Annotated in this window: 25 protein-coding genes; 15 read left to right on the forward strand and 10 right to left on the reverse strand. The window is 69.7% G+C overall.

All coding sequences use genetic code 11. The features are described from left to right. Positions 1 to 792: 792 nt before the first annotated feature. The gene (locus ACZ4Z4_RS35930; protein WP_468337220.1) at positions 793 to 2,034 is read right to left on the reverse strand and encodes a helix-turn-helix domain-containing protein; all 1,242 of its coding nucleotides are present in this window, start codon (positions 2,032 to 2,034) and stop codon (positions 793 to 795) included. Beyond that, on the reverse strand, positions 2,025 to 2,342 hold the full coding sequence (locus tag ACZ4Z4_RS35935) for a putative quinol monooxygenase (protein WP_468337223.1): 318 nt from the start codon (positions 2,340 to 2,342) through the stop codon (positions 2,025 to 2,027). The genes ACZ4Z4_RS35930 and ACZ4Z4_RS35935 overlap by 10 nt, the downstream gene beginning before the upstream one ends. 149 nt (positions 2,343 to 2,491) lie before the next feature. Between ACZ4Z4_RS35935 and ACZ4Z4_RS35940 the strand changes: the two genes are divergently transcribed. The 11 genes from ACZ4Z4_RS35940 to ACZ4Z4_RS35990 all read left to right on the forward strand — a co-directional run bounded on the left by ACZ4Z4_RS35940 (position 2,492) and on the right by ACZ4Z4_RS35990 (position 10,658). Continuing rightward, positions 2,492 to 2,821: an SCO3933 family regulatory protein gene (locus ACZ4Z4_RS35940; RefSeq protein WP_468337225.1), complete on the forward strand. Its 330-nt coding sequence runs from the start codon at positions 2,492 to 2,494 to the stop codon at positions 2,819 to 2,821. Between the two features lie 2 nt (positions 2,822 to 2,823). Further along, a complete protein-coding gene (locus ACZ4Z4_RS35945) occupies positions 2,824 to 4,167 on the forward strand; it encodes an FtsK/SpoIIIE domain-containing protein (RefSeq protein WP_468337228.1) in 1,344 nt (447 codons plus the stop codon). 87 nt (positions 4,168 to 4,254) lie between these two features. Next, positions 4,255 to 4,416, forward strand: a complete 162-nt coding sequence (locus ACZ4Z4_RS35950) for a hypothetical protein (RefSeq protein WP_468337230.1) — start codon at positions 4,255 to 4,257, stop codon at positions 4,414 to 4,416. A gap of 75 nt (positions 4,417 to 4,491) precedes the next feature. Then, positions 4,492 to 5,145: a DUF2637 domain-containing protein gene (locus ACZ4Z4_RS35955; protein WP_468337233.1), complete on the forward strand. Its 654-nt coding sequence runs from the start codon at positions 4,492 to 4,494 to the stop codon at positions 5,143 to 5,145. An 18-nt stretch (positions 5,146 to 5,163) separates the two neighbouring features. Beyond that, positions 5,164 to 5,352, forward strand: coding sequence for a mobile element transfer protein (locus tag ACZ4Z4_RS35960; protein WP_468337235.1), 189 nt, complete (start codon positions 5,164 to 5,166; stop codon positions 5,350 to 5,352). A 14-nt stretch (positions 5,353 to 5,366) separates the two neighbouring features. Next, positions 5,367 to 5,735, forward strand: a complete 369-nt coding sequence (locus ACZ4Z4_RS35965; protein WP_468337238.1) for a hypothetical protein — start codon at positions 5,367 to 5,369, stop codon at positions 5,733 to 5,735. Positions 5,736 to 5,827: 92 nt separating this feature from the next. Continuing rightward, a complete protein-coding gene (locus tag ACZ4Z4_RS35970) occupies positions 5,828 to 6,007 on the forward strand; it encodes a hypothetical protein (protein WP_468337241.1) in 180 nt (59 codons plus the stop codon). A 4-nt stretch (positions 6,008 to 6,011) separates the two neighbouring features. Continuing rightward, positions 6,012 to 7,517 (forward strand): replication initiator, encoded by a 1,506-nt coding sequence (locus ACZ4Z4_RS35975; RefSeq protein WP_468337244.1) that lies wholly within the window; start codon positions 6,012 to 6,014, stop codon positions 7,515 to 7,517. Further along, a complete protein-coding gene (locus tag ACZ4Z4_RS35980) occupies positions 7,490 to 7,678 on the forward strand; it encodes a helix-turn-helix domain-containing protein (protein WP_468337247.1) in 189 nt (62 codons plus the stop codon). Before ACZ4Z4_RS35975 ends, ACZ4Z4_RS35980 begins: the two co-directional genes overlap by 28 nt. Continuing rightward, complete coding sequence (locus ACZ4Z4_RS35985; RefSeq protein ID WP_468337251.1) at positions 7,678 to 8,847, forward strand: site-specific integrase; 1,170 nt, start codon at positions 7,678 to 7,680, stop codon at positions 8,845 to 8,847. Before ACZ4Z4_RS35980 ends, ACZ4Z4_RS35985 begins: the two co-directional genes overlap by 1 nt. A gap of 188 nt (positions 8,848 to 9,035) precedes the next feature. Then, the gene (locus tag ACZ4Z4_RS35990; protein ID WP_468337253.1) at positions 9,036 to 10,658 is read left to right on the forward strand and encodes an alpha/beta hydrolase; all 1,623 of its coding nucleotides are present in this window, start codon (positions 9,036 to 9,038) and stop codon (positions 10,656 to 10,658) included. A gap of 121 nt (positions 10,659 to 10,779) precedes the next feature. Here the strand turns inward: ACZ4Z4_RS35990 and ACZ4Z4_RS35995 are convergent, their stop codons facing one another. Both ACZ4Z4_RS35995 and ACZ4Z4_RS36000 read right to left on the reverse strand, forming a co-directional pair. Then, positions 10,780 to 11,829 carry an NAD-dependent epimerase/dehydratase family protein gene (locus ACZ4Z4_RS35995; protein WP_468337256.1) on the reverse strand — a complete coding sequence of 350 codons (1,050 nt, stop codon included), beginning with the start codon at positions 11,827 to 11,829 and terminating at the stop codon, positions 10,780 to 10,782. 141 nt (positions 11,830 to 11,970) lie between these two features. Next, a complete protein-coding gene (locus ACZ4Z4_RS36000; RefSeq protein ID WP_468337259.1) occupies positions 11,971 to 12,720 on the reverse strand; it encodes a lysophospholipid acyltransferase family protein in 750 nt (249 codons plus the stop codon). 274 nt (positions 12,721 to 12,994) lie between these two features. Between ACZ4Z4_RS36000 and ACZ4Z4_RS36005 the strand changes: the two genes are divergently transcribed. Then, a complete protein-coding gene (locus ACZ4Z4_RS36005) occupies positions 12,995 to 13,390 on the forward strand; it encodes an SSI family serine proteinase inhibitor (protein WP_468337262.1) in 396 nt (131 codons plus the stop codon). A gap of 44 nt (positions 13,391 to 13,434) precedes the next feature. Here ACZ4Z4_RS36005 and ACZ4Z4_RS36010 read toward each other — a convergent pair whose 3' ends face one another. From ACZ4Z4_RS36010 to ACZ4Z4_RS36030, 5 genes are all read right to left on the reverse strand, one after another. Next, a complete protein-coding gene (locus ACZ4Z4_RS36010) occupies positions 13,435 to 13,593 on the reverse strand; it encodes a hypothetical protein (RefSeq protein WP_468337265.1) in 159 nt (52 codons plus the stop codon). An 87-nt stretch (positions 13,594 to 13,680) separates the two neighbouring features. After that, positions 13,681 to 14,631 carry a cytochrome c oxidase assembly protein gene (locus tag ACZ4Z4_RS36015; protein WP_468337268.1) on the reverse strand — a complete coding sequence of 317 codons (951 nt, stop codon included), beginning with the start codon at positions 14,629 to 14,631 and terminating at the stop codon, positions 13,681 to 13,683. Between the two features lie 108 nt (positions 14,632 to 14,739). Next, positions 14,740 to 15,765 (reverse strand): 6-phosphofructokinase, encoded by a 1,026-nt coding sequence (locus ACZ4Z4_RS36020; protein WP_468337271.1) that lies wholly within the window; start codon positions 15,763 to 15,765, stop codon positions 14,740 to 14,742. A gap of 167 nt (positions 15,766 to 15,932) precedes the next feature. Continuing rightward, on the reverse strand, positions 15,933 to 16,661 hold the full coding sequence (locus ACZ4Z4_RS36025) for a type 1 glutamine amidotransferase (RefSeq protein WP_468337274.1): 729 nt from the start codon (positions 16,659 to 16,661) through the stop codon (positions 15,933 to 15,935). A gap of 41 nt (positions 16,662 to 16,702) precedes the next feature. Continuing rightward, positions 16,703 to 17,941 (reverse strand): Mur ligase family protein, encoded by a 1,239-nt coding sequence (locus ACZ4Z4_RS36030; protein ID WP_398306660.1) that lies wholly within the window; start codon positions 17,939 to 17,941, stop codon positions 16,703 to 16,705. Positions 17,942 to 18,093: 152 nt separating this feature from the next. On the opposite strand from ACZ4Z4_RS36030, the gene def reads away from it, so the two are divergent. After that, positions 18,094 to 18,633 (forward strand): peptide deformylase, encoded by a 540-nt coding sequence (gene def, locus ACZ4Z4_RS36035; protein ID WP_468337276.1) that lies wholly within the window; start codon positions 18,094 to 18,096, stop codon positions 18,631 to 18,633. Between the two features lie 17 nt (positions 18,634 to 18,650). Here the strand turns inward: def and ACZ4Z4_RS36040 are convergent, their stop codons facing one another. After that, positions 18,651 to 19,295 carry a TetR/AcrR family transcriptional regulator gene (locus tag ACZ4Z4_RS36040; protein ID WP_468337279.1) on the reverse strand — a complete coding sequence of 215 codons (645 nt, stop codon included), beginning with the start codon at positions 19,293 to 19,295 and terminating at the stop codon, positions 18,651 to 18,653. A gap of 181 nt (positions 19,296 to 19,476) precedes the next feature. Between ACZ4Z4_RS36040 and ACZ4Z4_RS36045 the strand changes: the two genes are divergently transcribed. Both ACZ4Z4_RS36045 and ACZ4Z4_RS36050 read left to right on the forward strand, forming a co-directional pair. Beyond that, positions 19,477 to 20,703 (forward strand): acyl-CoA dehydrogenase family protein, encoded by a 1,227-nt coding sequence (locus ACZ4Z4_RS36045; RefSeq protein ID WP_468337282.1) that lies wholly within the window; start codon positions 19,477 to 19,479, stop codon positions 20,701 to 20,703. Positions 20,704 to 20,883: 180 nt separating this feature from the next. Then, the gene (locus ACZ4Z4_RS36050; protein WP_468337285.1) at positions 20,884 to 21,729 is read left to right on the forward strand and encodes a hypothetical protein; all 846 of its coding nucleotides are present in this window, start codon (positions 20,884 to 20,886) and stop codon (positions 21,727 to 21,729) included. Positions 21,730 to 21,748: the final 19 nt, after the last annotated feature.

A 21,748-nucleotide genomic window follows, 5' to 3' on the forward strand; every position in this document is an offset into this window, starting at 1 on the left:
ACCTGCCCGCAAGGTCCGAATCGGGGCCATGATCTTAGAGGCTCGCCCCAAAGTGGCTGCCTAAAGCCGTGGAGCCGACCGCCCCAGCCCCCACCGCCCCTCCCTGCGGCGGCCTGGGGGCTCGGTCGATGCCTCAGCCGTGGCGTACCTGCTTTTGATCCCCAAAGCGTCTTGTAGGGGCCCGTGGCCAACCTTGCATTGCCGATCACCGGGGCGGTACCTGCTCGTGCCGGGACCTTGGCGCTGTGGGGCACAGGGACAGGGGCGTTGGGATGGGATGGGGAATCAGGCTCGGTCCGGGGCATCGGCCCTTGGCGGGCCAGAGCGTGAAACAGGATCATCCCAAGGCATCGATAGGTGGTGGGGGCCGGGGGCCGGGGCGGCGCGGGCCGAAGGCAGGAGCGAAGCCCCGAGCCCCCGAGCCCCCACCGGCCCGCGTGTGGGCCGGTGGGGTGTGATCCTTGTAGCGGCGGCCGGAAGAGCTGTGGGGCCAGCGCTCCGGATGGCCGAAGGCCAAGAGACTCCCATCCCCTTCCCGGCAGGCCTGGGCCTTGGTCCTCGACGGGCCGAAGGTGCCGTGCCGCCGCTGTGGTGCTGACCTAGGGGACGGTGGAGCGTGGGAGGGCTGTAGCCCCGTGCGGTAGTTGAGGGCGTCTGTTCATCTAAGGGTGTGCCACGGCTGAGGCATCGACCGAACCTCACGGGCCAGAGCCCCCCGGGAGCAAGGGCGGAACACCCTCCCCCCCCGCCCATCGGGCGGGGGCTTGATGAGGTAGAGAAACTTGTAACAGCTCAGGGACGTGCGTCCGCCCGTTCGGCAAGCTCCTTAAGCTCCGGGGGCGCTGTGCGACCGGCGAAAAGAAGAAGGTCTCGGATTATGTCCCTGGCTGCTACGTGGGTGTGGATCAGGTCGGGAGACAGTGCCTCCGCGTCTAGCAGCGCCCCCAGGGCCTCACCGACTTGACGCCTCTGCCCATAAGCGCGGCCAAGATCCATGTTCAGTCGGGCTCGGCGTTCCAAGGACAGGGCAGATGTGTCTAGCGCAGTGCCGACCTCAATGGCTTCGCCAGCATCCCCAAGCTCGACTGCGATCGAGACGGCTTGGATCTCTACGTTGGTCGGCCCAAACTCCAGATTGAAGTCGTTCCGGTCCTCCCCCAGCTTGGCGGCAACCTCTCGCGCTCTCTTCATCTCATGCCGGGCCCGGGCCCGTTCACCTGCTCTTGCGTGAATAAGAGCCAACGCTAGGTGCAGGGCCCCGATGACCGACAGTGCCTCGGGCTCTGCTGCGACGTCGTCGTAGTGCCGTTCCAGCGCATTGAGGGCTGTGGTTGCAGAGTGTTCGGCCTGGTCGAGGTGCTTGAGTCGCACGAAAGCTTGAGACAGTCGGAAGACACTCGCAAACACGTCCAGGTGGTTACCCGACTGCTCGGCCGCTCGGATGGCCCGGTCAGCCGCTACCCATGCGGCATCCGCCTCATCCTGTCGTACGAATGCTGCGGCGAGAGCCTGATAAGTCCGGCTCAGCAGACCCCAGAGCCGCCCTTGCTCACTTGGCGCAGAAGTCCGCGCGGCACGCTCGATTCGCGGCACTAGCGGCCCCAGCATCGAACTCAACTCCGCGAACTCGTTCGCGTGGGTCAATTCCCACACCCTGTCTACCGCGAGTTGCAGATCCTCCACGTTGGCGGGCCCGGGGGTGGCTGCATCAAGAATGACCTCTGGGACGGGATGCCCCGAGATGACCAACCGGGCCTGGTCGAGATCGTTGGGGATCTCGACAGGGGGTTCCTCCACAGGCGCCTCCGCCGGTGCATCGGCTCGCAACTCCTGCACGGAGACGCCGAGGCCATCCGCCAACAGGCGCAACACGTCCAGGCGGTTGACCGGCTGAATGCCGCGTTCCACCTGGGATAGCCAACTTGCGGTGCGTCCGATCTCGGCCGCCAACTGCTTCTGAGTGAAACCGCGCTCTTCGCGCAGACCAGCAACCCGTGCGCCGAAGGCTCGTCGCTCTTCTGGCGTCACGTCCACGCCCCGGCTGAGCTTTGGCCTTGGACGAAGGTGACAGACAGGTCGGCCACGTACTTCTCCCGCTCTGCCAGGAAGCGGCGGGTGTGCTCCTGCTGCTCGTGCTGGTCAAACGCCGCTCGGTCGGCATACAGCTCGTAGAACAACCGGGTATTGGGCTCGTCCGGCACTGCGTGAACGACGTACAGAAGTGTGCCCGGCTCGTGCGCTCGGATGCCCTTCAGCGTCTCCTCTACCAGAGCATCGAAGGCTGTTGTCGCCTCTGCGTCGTGCAGCTTGAACCGGACGACGAGGCCGAAACCGCTGGTCATGTGGTCCTCCTTAAGTGTCGCCTTCAGGGTCGCAGAGATGCAGCCTCACTGCTACTCGCAGAACTTCTTGACTCGCAGTTTTTCTGCGCCTACCTTCGTAGGGAAGCTGCGACCCATGCTCTCGCTGGGTCTGACTCAAGGAGTGCTCTATGCCGTCCTTCAAGATCGATCTCTCGACTGCCATCGTGTTCGTGGCGACCGCGCCTGAGCCGAAGATGGTCAACAAGAAGACTGGGGAGCGGGCCGTGGACCGGGAGACCGGTGCGGGCATGTCGACCGTGGGCCTGTTGGTCTCGGACGAGGGAGAGGGCAACCTCTACCAGGTGACCGTGCCCGAGACGGGCATCACGGAGACCCTGACCCCGGGGACGCCGGTATCGGTGATCGGCCTCAAGGCCCGTGACTGGGAGAACGAGTTCAACGGCCAGAAGCGGCACGGGATCAGCTTCCGTGCGGTCGCGATTACCGCGGGGTCCTGACCATGGACCTTGGAACCTGGTTACTGCTCGCCGCTGTCGCGGCCATCGTCGGTGGGCTCGTCTTCGCGAAGGCCCGTGCGCCGCGCGTGTACTGGTCGCTGGTCGGCCTGCCGCTGACCTGGGGCCGGTTCCTCCTGACCTACCGGCCCACGATGGAGGTGTGCGGGCTAACGGTGCAGCCCTCGGGCGTGCGGGCGTTCATGACCCGGAACCTGGCTCGACGGGAAGTTCGGCCGCAGCCTCCCAAGGTGCGCCGGGTGCGGCCCACCTCAACCGGACTGCGGATTACCCTGCGTCTCCCTGCGGGGCTGGAACCGGCGGATGTGGCGGCTTCCTCGGAACGGCTGAGGCACGCCTGGGGAGTGCGATCGGTGATCGTTCGAGAAACCCGGCCGGGCTTCGTCGAACTGCGGATGACCGGCTATGACGTTCTCAACCGGGTACGCATGCCGCGCCGCTCCAAGGCTGAGGGCCCGATGGTTGTCCCCGTCGCGCTACGGGAGGACGGCTCAGTGTTCGCCCGGGACTATGCCAAGGTGCCGCACGGTCTGACGCTGGGCGCCAACCAGTCGGGTAAGTCGATGTACCAGCGCAACCTGGTGGCCGGGCTCGCGAGGCTGCCGGTGGGCCTGGTCGGCATCGACTGTAAGCGCGGGGTGGAACAGAGCCGGTACGCGCCTCGCCTGTCGGCCCTGGCAACGACCCCGCAAGAGGCCGGACGCCTTCTTGATGCGCTAGTCGCTGAGATGGAAGACCGTTTCGACCTGCTCAGCCTGCACGGCGTCTCCGACCTGTGGGATCTACCCGAACAGGTCCGGCCGGTGCCGCTGGTGGTCCTGGTCGACGAGGTGGCCGAACTGTTCCTCGTGGCTGCCAAGAAGGACGAAGCAGCGCGGGATCAGATGGTCATGCAGATGATCCGGCTCGCCCAGATGGCCCGCGCAATCGGCATCTACCTCGAAGTATGCGGGCAGCGCTTCGGCTCCGAACTGGGCAGGGGCGCCACTACACTTCGCGCCCAGCTCACCGGCCGTGTCGTCCATCGCGTCAACGACAAGCAGACCGGCGAAATGGGCCTGGGCGATATCGCCCCCGAAGCGGTCCAGGCCGTGACGACGATCCCGCCGGACCGCCCTGGCGTCGCGGTAGCCGGGGACTCCTCCGGCGGCTGGTCCCGCATCCGCACCCCTGCCATGACCCCCGCTGAGGCTGCGGCCGTCTGCCAGGAGTTTGCTCACCTCACTCCTGAGCTGGCTTTCTTGGCCCCCTTCCGGCCGGTCGTTCGTTCCGAGCCCGTACCGGAGCCCGCGACGCCGCGAGTCGCTCCGCGGCCGGTCACCGAGTAACGACCCCTCCCGCCTCCCGGTCGGCGTGACCGCCTCACGCCAGGCCCCTACCCCACCCATGCCGCACGCCAGTTGGGAGATCACCTCATGACCGCACGCAGGCCCCGCGTGAAGAAGTGCCCGGACTGCAAGGGCAAAGGCGAGATCACCGAAACCGTCCGGGTCGGCACCCGCAAGGGCCGCGCCACCACCGACGAACAGACCGCCTTGTGCACGACGTGCTGGGGCTCGGGCGAAGCCACCCAATGAAGCCTGCCGGGGCCGGGCGGCCGAACACGACGCCCCGCCCCACCCCCGGCATAACCCCCGGAAGGAGGTGAGGACATGACCCGCTCACTCCGCCTGGACGCGGTGCTCGTGCAAGCCATGATCGCTGGTGCGTTGTCCTTCGCCCACCTGCATGACCTGGCCGCAGCAGCCGGACAGGACGGCTGGAAGGCCTGGGCTTACCCGATCTCGGTCGACCTGCTGTTGGTCGCCGCCTGGCGTCGGTTGCGTAGCGGCGGGCCGTCCCGGCTGGCCTGGTGCTGGTTCCTGGTCGCCCTGGTGGCCTCACTCGGCGCCAACGTCGCCACCGCCGGATTCCTCGACATGCAGCATCCCCCGGCCTGGCTGCGGTTCGGCGTCGCCGGATGGCCCGCGCTGGCCTTCCTCGGCGGCACGCTCCTGGCCCACTCACCCACCCCCGCCGGGGACCGGGTGCCGGTTCCGCCGGCGCCCGCAGCCCCGGCCCCCGCACCCGACATTCCCTCGCCGGACCCGGCTCCGGAGCCCGAAGAGATCCCTGTACCGGCTCCAGCCCCGGCCTTGCCCGAAACATCGGCTCCTGGGGTTCCTCCGGCACTCATCGAGCACGCCCGGAAGGTCGCCACCGAGCACCACGCCCGGACCGGAACCCGGATCGACGCGGCCACCCTGCGCGCTCGCCTGGGCGTCCCGGAAGCACTTGCCACCACGATCGTCACGCAACTTGCCTGAGCTGAGAGGAGATCCACCATGCCCGTTCACCGCCGCTTTCGCGAAGTCCGCAGGTTCGGTCCGGTGAAGGTCGCCACCTTCCACGACGGCCACGGACGGGACAAGCACTCGGCGGCCTGCACCGCGCCCCGCTGCGGCTTCTCCGCGGAGTACCACGACCGCTCCGCTGCTGAGCTTGCCGCCCGTACGCACCGCTGCACGGTCTGACAAGGAGCGGTCCCATGCAACTGCCCGATGAACAGTTTCGCGCCGGACACATCCCCACCGAGCTCTACCAGCGCTGCCCGTCCGGCACCGACCCCAAGTCGATCGTGCTCGTACAGGAAGCGCCCCGCTCCTACAAGGGCCCGATCCTGCTGACCCTGGTCATCACCGCGGGGACCGTGCTCGTCCTGCTGGTGCTTGCCTTCGTCGTCCAGGTCATCGCCGCATCGATCATCGCCGTCCTGTCGGCCACGTACGGGCTGAGCTACACCCTCAACCGCAGCTCGAAGAGGGGCAGCGCCCGGCCGATCCCCAAGGGCCGGTCGTCCCGCCGACGCCCGATGCGGTCCCGGCCCGCGCGGTCCAAGAGCCGCCGCTACAGGTAACGGCCCTCCGGGGCGGCCTCGGTCGCCAAACTTCCGCCGCCCCGGACGGTTCCACCACTTCCCGATCAACGATCCGAAAGGGCTCCTCCATCATGCCGCAGCACGCCCTGAACCGTCCGGTCTGCCGCAACTGCGACGGCTTCCCCGTGGTGGCCATCACCACCGGCGACCGTCACCGCGACGGCTCGCGCGGGACCGTCCGCGCCACCTGCCGTACCTGCAATGGCACCGGCCACACCGCCCCGGCCTCGCTCGCCAAGGCCGGTCGGTGATCGCATGAGCGACACCGCCACCCTGGCGGGTCTCGACCCGGTCACCCTCGCCGATGTGCTGAGGGTGGCCGCGGCCGACGGCTTCGACCGCTGGCAAGACCAGATTCGCCGCACCGGGGGATGCGCCGACCCGATCCGGTTGACGGGCGGTACCAAGACCATCGACCCGACCACCAAGACCGTCTTGCACGCCTACACCACCGACCATGAACCGGGCGGCGTGCTCCGGGTGGCCTGCGGCAACCGCCGTGCCTCGCGCTGCCCGTCCTGCGCCTGGACCTACGCCGGAGACACCTATCACCTGGTTCGCGCCGGACTCACCGGTGACCCGGCTAAGGGCACCCCACCCACCGTCCGCGACCATCCCCGCGTCTTCGCCACCCTCACCGCCCCCAGCTTCGGACCCGTCCACAACCGGCCTGGCAACCGGCCCTGTCGCTGTGGACAACGCCACGGTGAAGACGCCCCGGAACTGGGCACCGCCCTGGACGCGGCCACGTACGACTACGCGGGGGGAGTGCTGTGGAACAACCACGCCTCCGACCTGTGGCGCTACTTCACGATCTACCTCCGGCGTGAGATTGCACGCCGTGCCGGGCTCACACAGAAGGCTGCCCGCGAACAGTCCCGGGTCTCCTTCGGCAAGGTCGCCGAATACCAGAAGCGCGGGGCCGTGCACTTCCATGCCGTCATCCGCTTCGACGGTCCCGAAGGGCCCGACTCCCCGCCCCCGGCCTGGGCCACCCTCGCCCTGCTCGATGACGCGATCCGGTCCGCCGCGGCCCGCGTCCAGGTCGACGTACCCTCGGCTGGGGACCAACCGGCCCGAACCCTGCGCTGGGGCACTCAGCTCGACGTGCAGCCCATCGGCGCCTTCGGGCACGGCGAAGACCTCACCGAACAGGCCGTGGCCTCCTACGTGGCCAAGTACGCCACCAAGGCCGCCGAAACGACCGGGACCGTGGACCGGTCCGTGTGCTGTCGAGCCTGCGGCGGTAGCGGCGGGTATCCGCACATCCGCCGCAAGGACGGCACGCCCGTCCTGTGCGCCTCCTGCGACGGCACCGGCATCGGCGCCGACCTGCGCACCCTCGATGTGCCCGACCACGCACGCCGCCTCATGCATGCCTGCGCAGAGCTCCACGCCACCTACCCAGAACGCGGGCTCGCCCGCTGGGCTCACATGCTCGGCTTCCGGGGCCACTTCAGTACGAAGTCCCGCTACTACTCCACCACTTTGGGTGCCCTCCGCCAGGTCCGCGCCGACTACCGCGCCGCACAGCAACGCGAAGCCCTCGGCCTGCCCGACCCCGGCGACCACCCCGATGCGACTGTGCTCACCCTCGCTCACTGGACCTACGCCGGACACGGCCACACCCCCGGTGAGTCCTGGCTCGCTGCCTCGATCGCCCGGGATATCCAGCTCAACCGCGAGACCGCCCGCGAAGTCCTGCACGACCTTGAAGCGGAAGGAGCCGCCGCATGCCCACCGCAACTGCCGAACTCTTGACCGTGCCCGAGGTCATGGCGCGCCTGAAGCTCGGGCGGACCAAGGTCTACGACCTGATCCGTACGAAGCGGCTCGTCTCCATCACTGAGGGCCGGGCTCGGCGTATCCCCGAGAGCTCGTTGCAGGCATACATCCGTGCGCGTATGGAAGAGGTCGCCTGATGGCCAAGCGACGGAGCAGGGGCGACGGCGGTCTCCACTGGGACGACAACAGGCAACGGTGGATCGCTACGGCCAGTCTCGGGTTCGACCCCAGTGGCAAGCGGATCGTGAAGCGGGCCAGCGGTAAGACGAAGACGGCTGCTAAGGCGAAGTTGAAGGAGGTGCTGCGGGACTACGAGGACGGTCTTGCGATCGCTCCCACCGGTTACACGGTCAAGGACGCGGTGACGGACTGGCTCACCTACGGGCTCCCTGCCCGAGGTGATGGCACCCGTAGTACCTACCGCAGCCTCTGCAAGAACCACGTAATCCCTGACCTTGGAGCAAGGAAGCTTCGCGACCTAAGCGCGGACGACGTGGACAAGTGGTTGGAGCGGAAGGCCAAGGTGCTCAGCACGACCTCGCTCACCATGATTCGGGCCTGCCTGAACCGTTCCGTGAAGCGGGCTATGGCACGGGACAAGGTGAAGCGCAACGTCGTCGAGCTGTGTGACGTGCCGACGGGGCAACCCGGGCGCCCCTCAAAGTCTCTGTCCCTGGCGCAGGCTGAGGCAGTGCTGGTCGCGGCCGAAGACTCCCCGCTGTACGCGTACATCGTCGTGTCCCTCCTCACCGGCGGCCGTACTGAAGAGCTTCGCCCCCTGAAGTGGGAGCACGTAGACCTTGAAGGTGATCCGTCGGCGGTGCCTGTGGTCCCTCCACACGTCGAGGTGTGGCGGTCGGTACGTCGCACGGGGGATACGAAGACCCGAAAGTCCCGCCGCACACTGGCATTGCCTGGCAGGGCGATCGATGCCCTGAAGGTTCAGCGGGAGGTCCAGGCACGGCAGAGCCTCGCCGCAGGGAGCAAGTGGCAAGAAAGCGGGCTCGTCTTCACCTCGGCTGTCGGCACGCAGTTGGACGCGACGAGGGTGCGGCGTGAGTTTCGGCGTGTTCTCGGACGGGTCAAGAGTGTCGAGATCGAAGCGCACGAGTGGACCACCCGAGAGACTCGGACCTCCTTCGTGTCCCTGCTCTCGGACTCAGGGGTGCCGCTTGAAGAGATCTCGCGCCTCGTCGGCCACTCGAACCAGACCACGACGGAGACTGTCTACCGCAAGCAGATCCGCCCCGTGATCCAGACCGGAGCCACTGCCATGGACGGCATCTTTGGGGTTCGGGAGCCGTAGTCACTCAGTTAGACACTCACAGGACGTCAGAGGCCCGGTCCCACTGGGGACCGGGCCTCTGACATGCGCCCACCGCTCACCGGGTCGTACCAATCCGTTTATCGGATTGGTAAAGAACCCCCGCCGCGCCTGTCCCCGGCGTCCCGCAGACGCAAAGATCCCCGTACTGATCGACAGTGTTCGAATCTATGTGCGGGAGGCCCCACTTGAGAAGGACCCCAGGGAGCAGGCGGCGGACGGCGGTGCTCGGATCCGCGGGTGGGCTCGTCGTGGCGACGCTGATAGCGGGCGGGGTCGCCGCCCCCACGGCGAACGCCGACGCCAAGGCATCGCCCGGCAAGGACCGTGAGGCCCGAGGCGCCGCCATCGCCGCGCAGCGTGCCGCGAAGGCCGGGATCGACTGGCGGGACTGTCCCGCCGACTGGGGTCTGGAGAAGCCCATCCAGTGCGGCTGGGTCACCGTCCCGCTCGACTACGCCAAGCCGAACGGCAGGAAGATCAAGCTCGCCGTCGACCGCATCGGCAGCACCGGCACGAAGGACGAGCGCCAGGGCGCGCTCCTCTACAACCCGGGCGGCCCCGGCGCCTCCGGCCTGCGCTTCCCGCGTCGCGTCGTCACCAAGAGCAAGCTCTGGGAGAAGACGTCCAAGGCGTACGACTTCGTGGGCTTCGAGCCGCGCGGCGTCGGCCACTCGGCCCCCGTCTCCTGCGTGGACCCGCAGGAGTTCGTCAAGGCGCCCAAGCTGGACCCGATCCCCGACAGCGAGGCCGACAAGCGCGCCCAGCGCAAGCTCGCCGCCGAGTACGCGGACGGCTGCCAGGAGCGCAGCGGTGACCTCCTCCCGCACATGACGACGCCCAACACGGCCCGCGACCTGGACGTCATTCGCGCCGCGCTCGGCGAGCAGAAGCTCAACTTCCTCGGCGTCTCCTACGGCACCTACCTGGGCGCGGTCTACAGCACCCTCTACCCGACGCACGTGCGCCGCATGGTCTTCGACTCCGTGGTCAACCCGCGTACGGACAAGATCTGGTACGAGGTCAACCTCGACCAGGACGTCGCCTTCGAGAAGCGCCTCATCGACTGGATGACGTGGGTCGCGAAGAACGACGCCGCCTTCCACCTCGGCGACACCTACGACAAGGTCCGCGCCCAGTGGGACAAGCTGCGCGCCACCGCGAAGAAGCAGCCCCTGGACGGCGTCGTCGGCCCGGCCGAGCTGCACTCCTACTTCCAGAACGCGCCGTACTACGACTCGTACTGGGTTGAGATCGCCACGAACTGGAGCAAGTACGTCGCCGGCGACCCGAAGCCCCTCGTCGAGGCGGCGAGCCCCGACATGGCCGACACCGCGGGCAACATCGCCCAGGAGAACAGCAACGCGGTCTACACGGCCGTCGAGTGCGCCGACGCCAAGTGGCCCCGCAGCTGGCGGAAGTGGGACCGCGACAACACCCGCATCCACCGCACCAGCCCCTTCTTCACCTGGGGCAACGCCTGGATGAACCTGCCGTGCGCGACCTGGTCGAGCAAGCAGCAGCGCCCGCTGGAGATTCGGAGCCACCGGGGCCTGCCGCAGACGCTGATCGTCCAGTCCACCCGTGACGCCGCCACGCCCTACCCCGGCGCCGTCGAACTGCACAAGCGCCTCAAGGGCTCCCGCCTGGTCACGGAGAAGGACGCCGGTTCGCACGGCATCACCAACATCCCCAACCCGTGCCTCAACGACCGCGTCGACACCTACCTGCTGACCGGGAAGCTCGACGCCTCCGACGTGACCTGCGCCCCCCACGCCACGCCGAAGCCGTAACGCGTACGAAGGCGAAGGCGAAGGCGTAGGCGAAGACGCGGAGAGCGATGGGCCGTCACCGGGGCAAGGCTCGGTGGCGGCCCGCCCGTTGGGGCACGGTGGCGTCCAGCGGAGGGCGGCCTCAGGGCTTTCGTCGCGCCAGCCACTCGTCCTCCGCCGCGTAGTCGAAGAGGTCGACCGACGGGTCGTAGTTGGCGGCCATCTTCGGGAACGCCTCCCGCCAGTCGCGGTCGCCCAGCTGCTCGGCGAGCCAGTCGACCGTCTCCTTCACGGCGTCGGAGTACGTCGTCACGGCGCGGTAGCCCAGGTCCCGCTCCGCCGCGGACATGTCGTAGACCACCGGGTGCGGCGTGCTCCAAGGTGTGACGCCGACGTTCGCGGCGGGCGCCCCGCCCGGCACCGTCACGGTCACCGTCTCGCCTCCGGTTCCCATCACGGCGTCGATCGTCGCGCCTATCTCCGCGACCGTGGGAGCCTCCGGGTCGCCCGCGTTGAGCACCCGGGAACCCGGCCGCCCGGCGGCGAGCCGCACCAGCTCCGCGATGTTGTGCACGCTCACCGGGTGGAAGCGGCTCAGGCCGCCGTGGGCGAGCACGCGCGTACGCCGCCCGTCCAGGTTCCGCTTCACGAAGTACAGCTCGCGCGGAGTGAGGCAGTGCGGACCGTAGATCGCCCCGGCGCGGAGCAGGGTGACGGGCAGCTCCTCGCCGAGCGCCAGGAGTTCCCGCTCGATCCGGATCTTGCGGGTGCCGTACGTCGACTCACCCGGCTCGACGGTGGGCTGGCTCTCCGGTATCGGCACCGGGTACGCGGGGAAGCCGTCGGGCTCGCCCTGGGTGTCGAAGCTGCGACCTCGCTCGTCCCGGTAGACCGCTCCGCTGGAGAGCACCACGGCCGACCCGATCCGACCGCTGAGGCCGCTGTACTGCCGGGCATGCGCCGCGGTGAACGCCACCATGTCGACCACGAGGTCCACGCCGTCGCCCAGTGCCTCGGCGAGCGCCGCGTCGTCCTGCCGGTCGAGCCGCACCGTGCGTACGTCATCGGGCCACCGTTCGTCGCGGCCCGCACCCCGCGACGCCGCCGTCACCGCCCAGCCGTCCTCCGCGAGGGCCCGCACCGCCACTCGCCCGATCTGCCCCGTCGCGCCGATCACCAATGTCTTCTTCATGATCGGACCGTACGTCCCGGCTTGCGCGCGCCGAGGAGGGATCTGCTCTCGGCAGAGGGGCGAAAACCGGGGGAGCGGCGTTCAGCCCAGCTCAGCCCAGCCCAGCTCAGCCCAGCTCAGCCCAGCCCAGTTCAGCCCAGCTCAGCTCAGCGGTAGTTTCGGGAACCTGCGGCGCTCCCTCGTGCCCGCCGCCGCGCGCTCGCGCTCGGCCTCCGCGGCCTCCTCCGCCTTCACGACGGCCGCGTACTTGTCGACGTACTCCTGCCCGGAGAGCCCGAGGATCGCGTACATGATCTCGTCGGTGACGGCCCGCAGGACGGCCTTTTCGTTGTCCATCCCGACGTAGCGGGAGAAGTCGAGGGGCTCGCCGAAGCGGATCGTCACCCGCTTGAGGTTCGGGACCTTCTGGCCCGGCGGCTGCGCCTCGAACGTGCCGATCATGGCGCACGGGACGACCGGCACCTGGGCCTTGAGCGCCATCGCCGCGACGCCGACCTTGCCCTTGTACAGCCGGCCGTCGTGCGAGCGGGTGCCCTCCGGATAGATGCCGAGCAGTTCGCCCTTGCGCAGCACGCCGAGGCCCTCACGGATCGCCGCCTGCCCCGCCTCCTTGCCGGACCGGTCCACCGGGATCTGCCCGGCGCTGCGGAAGAACGCGGCCGTCAGCCGGCCCTTGATGCCCGGCCCCGTGAAGTACTCGGCCTTCGCGAGGAACGTGATGCGGCGCTTGATGATCGCCGGCATCAGGAAGTGGTCGGAGAACGACAGGTGATTGCCCGCGACGATCGCCGCGCCGGAGTCCGGCACATGCTCCAGGCCCTCGATTCTGGGCCGGAACATCAGCCGGAGCAGCGGGCCGAGGATCACGTGCTTGAGCAGTAGGTAGAACATGGCGGCAGCCTTCCCCCTCGTCCCGGTGCCGACGCACAGTAGTCAATCGGTGGCGCGGATGCGAGAGCCCGTTCGGGCCCTTGCGCGGGGCCGGGCGGGGGAACGACCGGCGCGGCGGCTCGCCGGGCGGCGCGTCCGGAGGGTGCTCTGGGCACTCCCCGGCGTCCTCGGCACCACGGAACGTCACCGTCCCGACCGACGCCGAAGCCGTAGTACCCATCGCCATCGCCGTCGCCGTCACATCCGACGTGTACGTGTACCCCGGAGGTCCTCCATGCGCCCGTCCGCCCTCGCCGCCGCCGCTCTTCTCTCCCTCGGCTCTCTCGGCGCGCTCGCCCCCGCCCAGGCGGCGGACGCGCCCGAGGCCCCCAAGCGCGGCCTCTTCCTCACCGTCACAGGGGCCCAGAACACCTGGACCCGCGGTGTGCTGCTGCGCTGCGAGCCGCCGACGGGACACCACCCGCAGGCGGCCAAGGCCTGCGAGGCGATCGCTCGGGCGAGGGGCGACTTCGACGCGCTGCCCGACGACCCGCACGCGTGCACCAAGGAGTACGAGCCGGTCAGCGTGAAGGTGACCGGCTCGTACAAGGGCAGGCCGGTCACCTGGCGCAAGACGTACCCGAACGCCTGCACGCTCGACGCGGACACCGGCCACGTCTTCCGCTTCTGAGGCTTCCCCGGCGCCTCCGGGCCGGCTGTCGCGTGCCACCGCGCTCATGTGGTGCGCGACAGCACCATCGCCAGTGTGATCAGACCGAGCACGACCCAGCCGAACCACAACCAGCCGTTGCTTCCGAGCGCCGCTGTATAGGCCGTCACCATGACCAGGCCTCCGATGGTGAACCCACCCATGGTCTTCGTGGAACCGGGCATCGCTCAGCCTCCTCCCGGCAGTCCGCGGCGCCGCGGCGCCCGGACCGCGGTCCGAAGACCATCGTGACCCGGGAAGACCCTCTGGCGCTAGCGTCCGCGAGCGGCCAGTGAGGCCAGATAGGCGTTGTACGCCTCCAGCTCCTTGTCGCCGTCGCGGTCCGCGGCGCGGTCCTTGCGCCGCGCCTCACGGTCCTCGGAGCGCCGCCACTGGAAGAGCAGGGCGACCAGGACCACCACGGACGGGATCTCGCTGAAGGCCCAGGCGATGCCGCCCGCCGCCTCCTGGTCCTCCAGCGCGTCGATGCCGAGCGAGGCGGGCGGGTGCATGTACGTGCCGATCATCGGCTGCGTCGCCATCATCAGCGCGATGCCGAAGAACGCGTGGAACGGCATGCCCGCGAACAGCTCCAGCATCCGCATGATGTAGCCGGGCCGGTGCGGCCCCGGGTCGACGCCCATGATCGGCCAGAAGAAGACCAGGCCGACGGCGAGGAAGTGCACCATCATCCCGATGTGGCCCGCCTTGGAGCCCATCAGCGTGTCGAAGAGCGGCGTGAAGTAGAGCGCGTACAGGCTCGCGATGAACAGCGGGATCGTGAACGCGGGATGTGTGATGATCTTGATGTACCGGCTGTGCAGCAGCCAGAGCAGCCACTCGCGAGGGCCCTTGCTGCCGCGGGAGGCGACCGGCAGGGCGCGCAGCGCCAGCGTGATCGGCGCGCCGAGCAGCAGCAGGATCGGCGACAGCATGCTGATCACCATGTGCTGCACCATGTGCACGCTGAACATGACCATGCCGTAGTCGTTGAGCTTGGTGCACATCACGAGCAGCACGGTCAGGATGCCGAGCACGAACGAGATCGTGCGGCCCACCGGCCACTTGTCGCCGCGCCGCACGAGCCGCGCCACCCCCCACCCGTAGAGGGCGAGCGCCATCAGGCAGCCGATGAGGAAGAAGGGGTCGGTCGACAGCTCGAGGCCCCGCCCCAGCGTGAACGGCGGCAGATCCATGTTCATGCCGTGCCCGCTGTGATCCATCCAGTGGCTCCTGATTCGTGCGGATTGTGCGACGTGTGTCCGCACCAGAGTAGAACCGCCCCCGGCCGCTGGTGCGACCGGGGGCGAGTAATACGCGGGGCGAGGGGATCAGAGCACGCACTCCGCTTCGGCGTACCGCTCCTCGGGCACGGTCTTCAGCGTCTCGACGGCCTCGGCCAGCGGCACCATCGTGATGTCCGTGCCGCGCAGCGCCGTCATGTTGCCGAACTCGCCGCGGTGCACCGCCTCCACCGCGTGCCAGCCGAAGCGGGTCGCGAGGACGCGGTCGTACGCCGTGGGGGTGCCGCCGCGCTGGACGTGGCCGAGGATGACCGGTCGGGCCTCCTTGCCGAGGCGCTGCTCCAGTTCGAGGGAGAGCTGGCGGGCGATGCCGGCGAACCGCTCGTGGCCGTAGACGTCCTTGCCGCCCTCGTCGAACTCCATGGAGCCCGCGCGGGGCTTGGCGCCCTCGGCGGCCACGACGATCGCGAACTTCTTGCCCGCGGAGAAGCGCTCACCGACCTTCGCGGCCAGCTCCTCGATGTCGAAGGGGCGCTCCGGCACGACGATCGCGTGGGCGCCCGCCGCCATGCCCGAGTGGAGGGCGATCCAGCCGGTGTGCCGGCCCATCACCTCGACGATGAGCACGCGCTGGTGCGACTCCGCGGTGGTCTTGAGGCGGTCGAGGGCCTCGGTCGCGACGCCCACGGCCGTGTCGAAGCCGAAGGTGACGTCCGTGACCGCGATGTCGTTGTCGATGGTCTTGGGCACTCCGACGATGGGCAGGCCCGCGTCGGAGAGGAGCCTGGCCGCCTTGAGGGTGCCCTCGCCGCCGATCGGGATGATCGCGTCGAGACCCAGCTCGGTGACGTGGCCCTTGGCGCGCTCCACGCCGTCCCGCAGGTGCGCGGGCTGCACGCGCGAGGAGCCGAGGATGGTGCCGCCGCGGGCGAGGATGCCGCCCACCGCGTCGAGGTCCAGCTTGCGGTAGTCGCACTCCAGAAGGCCTTTCCAGCCGTCGTGGAAGCCGATGACCTCGTCGCCGTGGTCCACCACCGCGCGGTGCACGACGGAGCGGATGACGGCGTTCAGACCGGGGCAGTCGCCTCCGGAGGTCAGGACACCAATGCGCATGGCCCGGAATACCTTTGCAACGTGGGTCGATGACCGGACCACGTCGTCCGGCTGGATCCCCGCCACCCTATAGGCGCCGGGGGGCGGGGCCGCACCTCGCGTCCGAAGACTGGACGGCCCCGCTCACATGTGCGGGCGGGGCGTCAAGCGGGCTGTGCGCCGGGGTGTTACGCGGGCTGCTGCGCGGCGTTGATGCGCTCGTTGCGCAGCGCCTCGTACCAGCGGTCGTCCGTCGGCGGCAGCGCGTTCACATCGAGGGCCAGCTTGAGCAGCAGGTCCGCGATGAGCGGGTTGCGGGCGAGGACGGGGCCGTGCATGTACGTCCCGAAGACCGTGCCGTTGTACGCGCCCTCGGTGCCGTCGCCCGTGCCGTTGCCCCGGCCGAGGGTGACGCGGGCGAAGGGCCGCGCGGCCGGGCCGACGTGCGTGATGCCCTGGTGGTTTTCGAAGCCGGTCAGCGGGGGCAGGCCCAGCTGCGGGTCGATGTCGGCGAGCACGTCGCCGACGCAGCGGTCGCCCTCGCCGCGGGTGGACACCACGTCGAGCAGGCCGAGGCCGGGCTCGCGCTGGCCGAGGTCGTTGATGAACTCGTTGCCCAGGATCTGGTAGCCGGCGCAGACCGAGAAGACGATCGCTCCGTTGCCCACGGCGCGCTGGAGGCCGCCGTCGCGGCGCAGCCGCTCGGCCGCGAGGCGCTGCGGGCGGTCCTCACCGCCACCGATCAGGTAGATGTCGCCGGAGGTGGGCACCGGCTGGTCGCTGCGCACGTCGTAGCGCTCGACCTGGAGGCCGCGCTGGCGGGCGCGGCGCTCCACCACCAGGGCGTTGCCCTGGTCTCCGTACGTGCTCAGCAGGTCGGGGTAGACCCACACCAGCCGCAGGCTGTTGTCGCTCATGCTCATTCGTCCCTACAAAGGTCTCTAGAGGGGCCGGTGGGTCAGTTGCCGACGCGCCGGCGCAGGTCCTGGAACGCGGTGTAGTTCGCGATCGTCTCGATGCGTCCCGGCGGGGCGAACTGGACTGCCTCGTCGACGCTCTCGCAGACGCGGAAGTCCAGGCCCGCGACCTCCAGGCGCACGGCGAGGTCCAGCTTGCGGTCGCCGAGGACGAAGATCGGGTGACCGGCGAGCCGGGTGTAGTCCACGTCCCAGAGCCAGGAGGTGTCCGTGCCGTCCGCCCCCCGGGCGTTCACGGAGAGGATCACCGGGGTCGGCGGCGGGTCGATCAGCGAAAACGTTTCGAGCCAGCCCGCCGGGTTCTTCGCCAGGAGCAGGCGCAGGTCGCGGCCCTGGAACTGCACGACGTCGTAGCGCCCGGCGACCGCCTGTACCTGGTACATCCGCTCCAGGGCGACCTGCGGGGGCACACCGAAGACGGCGGCCACGGCCGCCGAGGTGGCGGCGTTGGCCTTGTTCGCGCGGCCGGGGAGCTGGAGGTGGATCGGCCAGGCCGAGCCGTGCGGGTCCAGGACGTGGTCACCGGAGAGCACCCAGCTGGGCGCCGGGCGGCGGAAACCGCACTCGCCGCAGAACCAGTCGTCCCCGGGGCGCTGCATGACGCCGCCGCAGGACGGGCACGACCAGGCGTCGTCCTTCCACTCCTGGCCGGCGGCGACCCACACCACGTTCGGCGAGGAGGAGGCCGCCCAGACGACCAGCGGGTCGTCGGCGTTGGCGATGACGACGGCCTTGGAGCCGGCCAGGCCCTCGCGCCACTTCTCGGCGAGCATGCGGGTCTCGGCGGCGCGGTCCAGCTGGTCGCGCGAGAGGTTCAGCAGGGCGATCGCCTTGGGGTCGACGTCACGGGCGACGCCCGCGAGGTACTTCTCGTCGACCTCGATCACGCCGAAGCGCGCGTCGGAGCCGCCGGCGAGCGCCGAGGTGATGCCTGCGGGCATGTTCGCGCCGAGCGCGTTCGAGACGACCGGGCCGCTGGCCCGCAGCGCCTCGGCGATCAGCCGCGTGGTGGTCGTCTTGCCGTTGGTGGCCGACACGAGGACCACGTCCAGGTGCGTGGCGAGCCGTCCGAGCAGCTCGGGGTCGAGCTTGAGCGCGACCTTGCCGCCGATCACCGATCCGCTGCCGCGGCCGGCAGCCCGCGACACCGCCGCGGCCGCCTTGCCCGCCGTCACGGCCAGCTTGGCCCGCGGCGACAGCGGGTCCGTGTTGCCTGACATCTGTCGAGATCCTCCTTGCGTACGGCGCCGCGGCTGCCCCCGGCATCGTTTCGCTGCTCAGCCTATCGAGATCCACTGACAAGCCCGAATCACGGCACCACCTCGGCACCTCGGCGGTGCCGCTCCGTCCCCTGGACCGTACTCTTGCCGCCATGCGACACGGCACGATCCCGGGCGCCTCGGGGCGCGTACGACCTCTGACCCTGCTCGGTGACCCCGTGCTGCACACGGCCTGCGAGGAGGTCACCGACTTCGGCCCCGAACTGGCGCGCCTCGTCGAGGACATGTTCGCGACGATGTACGCCGCGCGCGGTGTGGGGCTCGCCGCGAACCAGATCGGCGTGGGCCGCCGGGTGTTCGTGTACGACTGCCCCGACGACGAGGACGTCCGGCACCTCGGGCACGTGGTCAACCCGAGACTCGTCGAGGCGGACGGCGTGACGGTGCGCGGCCCGGAGGGCTGCCTCTCGCTGCCGGGACTCGAAGCGGGGACGCCGCGTTTCGACCACGCCGTGGTCGAGGGCGTCGATGTGCGGGGGGAGCCGGTGCGGGTGCACGGGACGGGCTGGTTCGCGCGCTGCCTCCAGCACGAGTGCGACCACTTGGACGGCTGCGTCTACACCGACCGCGTCACGGGCTGGCGGCGCCGCAGGGTGCTGCGGGCCGCCGCCAAGGCATCCTGGAACTCCTGAGGGACGCGGAGTCTGTCTCAGAACCCGGGACCGCCGACGCGGTTGCCCGCCGCCGCGAGCCGCCCCCACAGCAGGTCGGCCAGGCTGCGCACCAACTGCGCGCGCGAGCACGGCCGTTCGCCGAGCCACCAGTCGCCGGCCGCGTGCATCATGCCGACGATGCCGTGTCCCCACACCCGGGCGAGCTGCGCGCTCTCCGGGCCGAGGTCGACGCGCTCCTCGATGACCTCGGCGAGCTCCTCGCCGAGCCGGCGCAGCAGGGGGGCCGAGTGGAGGCCGACGTCGAAGCCCTGCTCGCCGGGGGAGGGGGCCTCCGACGGATGCATGAGGAAGCGGTAGACCTGGGGGCGTGCCTCGATCGCCGAGAGGTAGGTGTCGAGCGTCGCCTCGACCCGCTCCCTGCGCTCGGCGGGCGCGTCGAGGGCGGCGCGCAGGGCTTCGAGGAGTGCGTCGGTGTGCCGCTTGGCGAGCGCGGCGTAGAGACCGCCCTTGTCGCCGAAGTGGCGGTAGAGGATCGGCTTGGTGATGCCCGCCTCGGCGGCGATGGCGTTCATCGAGGCGCCCGGCCCGTCGCGGAGCACGACCCGGTCCGCGGCCTCGAGCAGCTCGCGCCGTCGGTGCTCCGCGGACCGCTGCTGATCGGTCCGCTGCGTGGTCTCCATCGTCTCTCCCCGCCCGTGCTGAATCGGTGACGCACGCGCAACGTAACACCCGGCCGTTCGGGGCCACCGAACGGGCCGCCGGAGGTTGACATGGACTACTGGCCGGTAACAGACTTCGGTTACCGCAAGTAACGTCCCAGTCGATCGCACGCCGCGGTTGATCGCAGGTCCTGGAGGGGTCATGGCCGAGTTCACCATGGAGCTCAACGACGAACAGAAGGAAGTCCGGGACTGGCTCCACGGATTCGCCGCCGAGGTGATCCGCCCCGCGGCCGCCGAATGGGACGAGCGCGAAGAGACCCCGTGGCCCATCATCCAGGAAGCGGCGAAGATAGGGATCTACTCGCTCGATTTCTACGCCCAGCAGTTCTTCGACCCCTCCGGCCTCGGCATCCCGATGGCCACCGAGGAGATCTTCTGGGGCGACGCGGGCATCGGCCTGTCCATCATGGGCACCGGCCTGGCCGCCGTCGGCGTGCTCGCCAACGGCACCGAGGAGCAGGTCGGCACCTGGATCCCGCAGATGTACGGCGACGTGAACGACGTCAAGGTCGCCGCCTTCTGCTCCTCCGAGCCGGACGCCGGGTCCGACGTGGCGGCCATGCGCACCCGCGCCGTCTACGACGAGGCCAAGGACGAGTGGGTCCTCAACGGCACGAAGACCTGGGCGACCAACGGCGGCATCGCCAACGTCCACGTCGTCGTCGCGGTCGTCGACCCCGAGCTCGGCTCGAAGGGCCACGCCTCCTTCATCGTCCCGCCGGGCACGCCCGGACTCTCCCAGGGCCAGAAGTTCAAGAAGCACGGCATCCGCGCCTCGCACACCGCGGAGGTCGTCCTGGAGGACGTCCGCGTCCCCGGCCACTGCCTGCTCGGCGGCAAGGAGAAGCTCGACGAGCGCCTCGCCCGCGCCCGCGAGCGCGCCAAGGCCGGCGGCGAGCGCGTGAAGAACGCCGCGATGGCCACGTTCGAGGCGTCCCGCCCGGCGGTCGGCGCGATGGCCGTGGGCACGGCGCGCGCCGCGTACGAGGAGGCCCTGGAGTACGCCAAGACGCGCACCCAGTTCGGCCGCCCGATCATCGACAACCAGGGCGTCGCCTTCCAACTCGCCGACATGCGCACCCAGATCGACGCGGCCCGCCTCCTGGTGTGGCGCGCCTCCTGGATGGCCACCACCGGCAAGAAGTTCGAGTCGGCCGAGGGCTCCATGTCGAAGCTCTACGCGAGCGAAGTCGCCAAGAAGGTCACGGCGCAGGCCGTCCAGATCCTCGGCGGCAACGGCTACACCCGCGAGTACCCGGTGGAGCGCATGCACCGCGACGCCGCGATCTACACGATCTTCGAGGGCACGAGCGAGATCCAGCGCCTCGTCATCGCACGCACGCTGTCGGGGATGCCGATCCGCTGACCAGTGCTTCAGCCGGAGCCGGCAGTCCGGCGAGCCCCGCTCCCTGCGTCTCCTCTCGCCAGGGAGCGGGGTCAGGCATGTGCGCCGGGAACATGCCTCCGATCGCCGGTTCACGCGCTTGTCGGCATGTCGTTGGCGGCTCCACGCTGGCCAAGTCATCCGACGACCTCAGGGGGGCCCATGGCGACCTTCGGCAACGACAACGCCGACCTGCTCAGGCAAGTACTCGCCCAGCTCGGACAGATCAGCACCGACCTCGCCGCCCTCAAGCAGCAAGCCGCCGATCAGCAGGTCGCCATCGACCGGATCCGGCAGGACACCACCGCCACCCTCACCACCGGCCTCACCGAGAACCGGACCGTCATCCGCGACGGACTGGACCGCGCCCGCGACACGATCGGCGACCCGCTCACCCGCATCAGCACCGAGCTCGTCGCCATCCGCAGCGGCATCAGCCAACTCGACAACCGGCTCAAGACGCGCACCGAGAACGCGCCGGCCGCGCCTGCCCCGCCCGTGGCCGACCAGCCGGCCGCGCCGAAGCACGAGCCTGAACGCGCCGAACGGCCGGCCGGCGAACGCGTCGGCGCGCGCACCGAACCTCTGGATCACGAACCGGGCGAACCCGACAGGACCATCCTGCGAGCCGCCGCCGGCGTCGCCCACGCCACCGTCGAAGCCCACCGCGACACGTGGGCATTCTGCGTCCAAGTCGCCGGGAACGCGGAGCACTTCCACATCCCCGGCGCGGTCGAGGACGATGACGGATTCGTCAGCGTCCGCCTCTCCGGCCCCAGCCTCGTCGCCGCGATCATGAGCCTGGCCCACGTCACCCGCGACACCCACAGCCCCGTCACGCGGGCGATCGCCGAGCACGTCCAAGGAAAGATCACCGACGCCGTACAAGCGATCATCGACAGGCCGCACAGCGGCGACCCCGGCACCCCCGTCCGGATCGTCATCGACGACCGGGCCCGCCCCGACGACGAACGGGACGACGCGGAGCAGCCGGTGGCCTGCCGCTAGACAGAGCAGCCAGATACGT

Source organism: Streptomyces sp. NPDC030245 (assembly GCF_055572995.1).

What these genes read in the sequence shown, in the direction of transcription:
- ACZ4Z4_RS35935 (WP_468337223.1), bottom strand. Translation starts at nt 2,342, where the DNA reads ATGACCAGCGGTTTCGGCCTCGTCGTCCGGTTCAAGCTGCACGACGCA.
- ACZ4Z4_RS35940 (WP_468337225.1), top strand. Translation starts at nt 2,492, where the DNA reads ATGCCGTCCTTCAAGATCGATCTCTCGACTGCCATCGTGTTCGTGGCG.
- ACZ4Z4_RS35945 (WP_468337228.1), top strand. Translation starts at nt 2,824, where the DNA reads ATGGACCTTGGAACCTGGTTACTGCTCGCCGCTGTCGCGGCCATCGTC.
- ACZ4Z4_RS35950 (WP_468337230.1), top strand. Translation starts at nt 4,255, where the DNA reads ATGACCGCACGCAGGCCCCGCGTGAAGAAGTGCCCGGACTGCAAGGGC.
- ACZ4Z4_RS35955 (WP_468337233.1), top strand. Translation starts at nt 4,492, where the DNA reads ATGACCCGCTCACTCCGCCTGGACGCGGTGCTCGTGCAAGCCATGATC.
- ACZ4Z4_RS35960 (WP_468337235.1), top strand. Translation starts at nt 5,164, where the DNA reads ATGCCCGTTCACCGCCGCTTTCGCGAAGTCCGCAGGTTCGGTCCGGTG.
- ACZ4Z4_RS35965 (WP_468337238.1), top strand. Translation starts at nt 5,367, where the DNA reads ATGCAACTGCCCGATGAACAGTTTCGCGCCGGACACATCCCCACCGAG.
- ACZ4Z4_RS35970 (WP_468337241.1), top strand. Translation starts at nt 5,828, where the DNA reads ATGCCGCAGCACGCCCTGAACCGTCCGGTCTGCCGCAACTGCGACGGC.
- ACZ4Z4_RS35975 (WP_468337244.1), top strand. Translation starts at nt 6,012, where the DNA reads ATGAGCGACACCGCCACCCTGGCGGGTCTCGACCCGGTCACCCTCGCC.
- ACZ4Z4_RS35980 (WP_468337247.1), top strand. Translation starts at nt 7,490, where the DNA reads ATGCCCACCGCAACTGCCGAACTCTTGACCGTGCCCGAGGTCATGGCG.
- ACZ4Z4_RS35985 (WP_468337251.1), top strand. Translation starts at nt 7,678, where the DNA reads ATGGCCAAGCGACGGAGCAGGGGCGACGGCGGTCTCCACTGGGACGAC.
- ACZ4Z4_RS35990 (WP_468337253.1), top strand. Translation starts at nt 9,036, where the DNA reads ATGTGCGGGAGGCCCCACTTGAGAAGGACCCCAGGGAGCAGGCGGCGG.
- ACZ4Z4_RS35995 (WP_468337256.1), bottom strand. Translation starts at nt 11,829, where the DNA reads ATGAAGAAGACATTGGTGATCGGCGCGACGGGGCAGATCGGGCGAGTG.
- ACZ4Z4_RS36000 (WP_468337259.1), bottom strand. Translation starts at nt 12,720, where the DNA reads ATGTTCTACCTACTGCTCAAGCACGTGATCCTCGGCCCGCTGCTCCGG.
- ACZ4Z4_RS36005 (WP_468337262.1), top strand. Translation starts at nt 12,995, where the DNA reads ATGCGCCCGTCCGCCCTCGCCGCCGCCGCTCTTCTCTCCCTCGGCTCT.
- ACZ4Z4_RS36010 (WP_468337265.1), bottom strand. Translation starts at nt 13,593, where the DNA reads ATGCCCGGTTCCACGAAGACCATGGGTGGGTTCACCATCGGAGGCCTG.
- ACZ4Z4_RS36015 (WP_468337268.1), bottom strand. Translation starts at nt 14,631, where the DNA reads ATGGATCACAGCGGGCACGGCATGAACATGGATCTGCCGCCGTTCACG.
- ACZ4Z4_RS36020 (WP_468337271.1), bottom strand. Translation starts at nt 15,765, where the DNA reads ATGCGCATTGGTGTCCTGACCTCCGGAGGCGACTGCCCCGGTCTGAAC.
- ACZ4Z4_RS36025 (WP_468337274.1), bottom strand. Translation starts at nt 16,661, where the DNA reads ATGAGCGACAACAGCCTGCGGCTGGTGTGGGTCTACCCCGACCTGCTG.
- ACZ4Z4_RS36030 (WP_398306660.1), bottom strand. Translation starts at nt 17,941, where the DNA reads ATGTCAGGCAACACGGACCCGCTGTCGCCGCGGGCCAAGCTGGCCGTG.
- def (WP_468337276.1), top strand. Translation starts at nt 18,094, where the DNA reads ATGCGACACGGCACGATCCCGGGCGCCTCGGGGCGCGTACGACCTCTG.
- ACZ4Z4_RS36040 (WP_468337279.1), bottom strand. Translation starts at nt 19,295, where the DNA reads ATGGAGACCACGCAGCGGACCGATCAGCAGCGGTCCGCGGAGCACCGA.
- ACZ4Z4_RS36045 (WP_468337282.1), top strand. Translation starts at nt 19,477, where the DNA reads ATGGCCGAGTTCACCATGGAGCTCAACGACGAACAGAAGGAAGTCCGG.
- ACZ4Z4_RS36050 (WP_468337285.1), top strand. Translation starts at nt 20,884, where the DNA reads ATGGCGACCTTCGGCAACGACAACGCCGACCTGCTCAGGCAAGTACTC.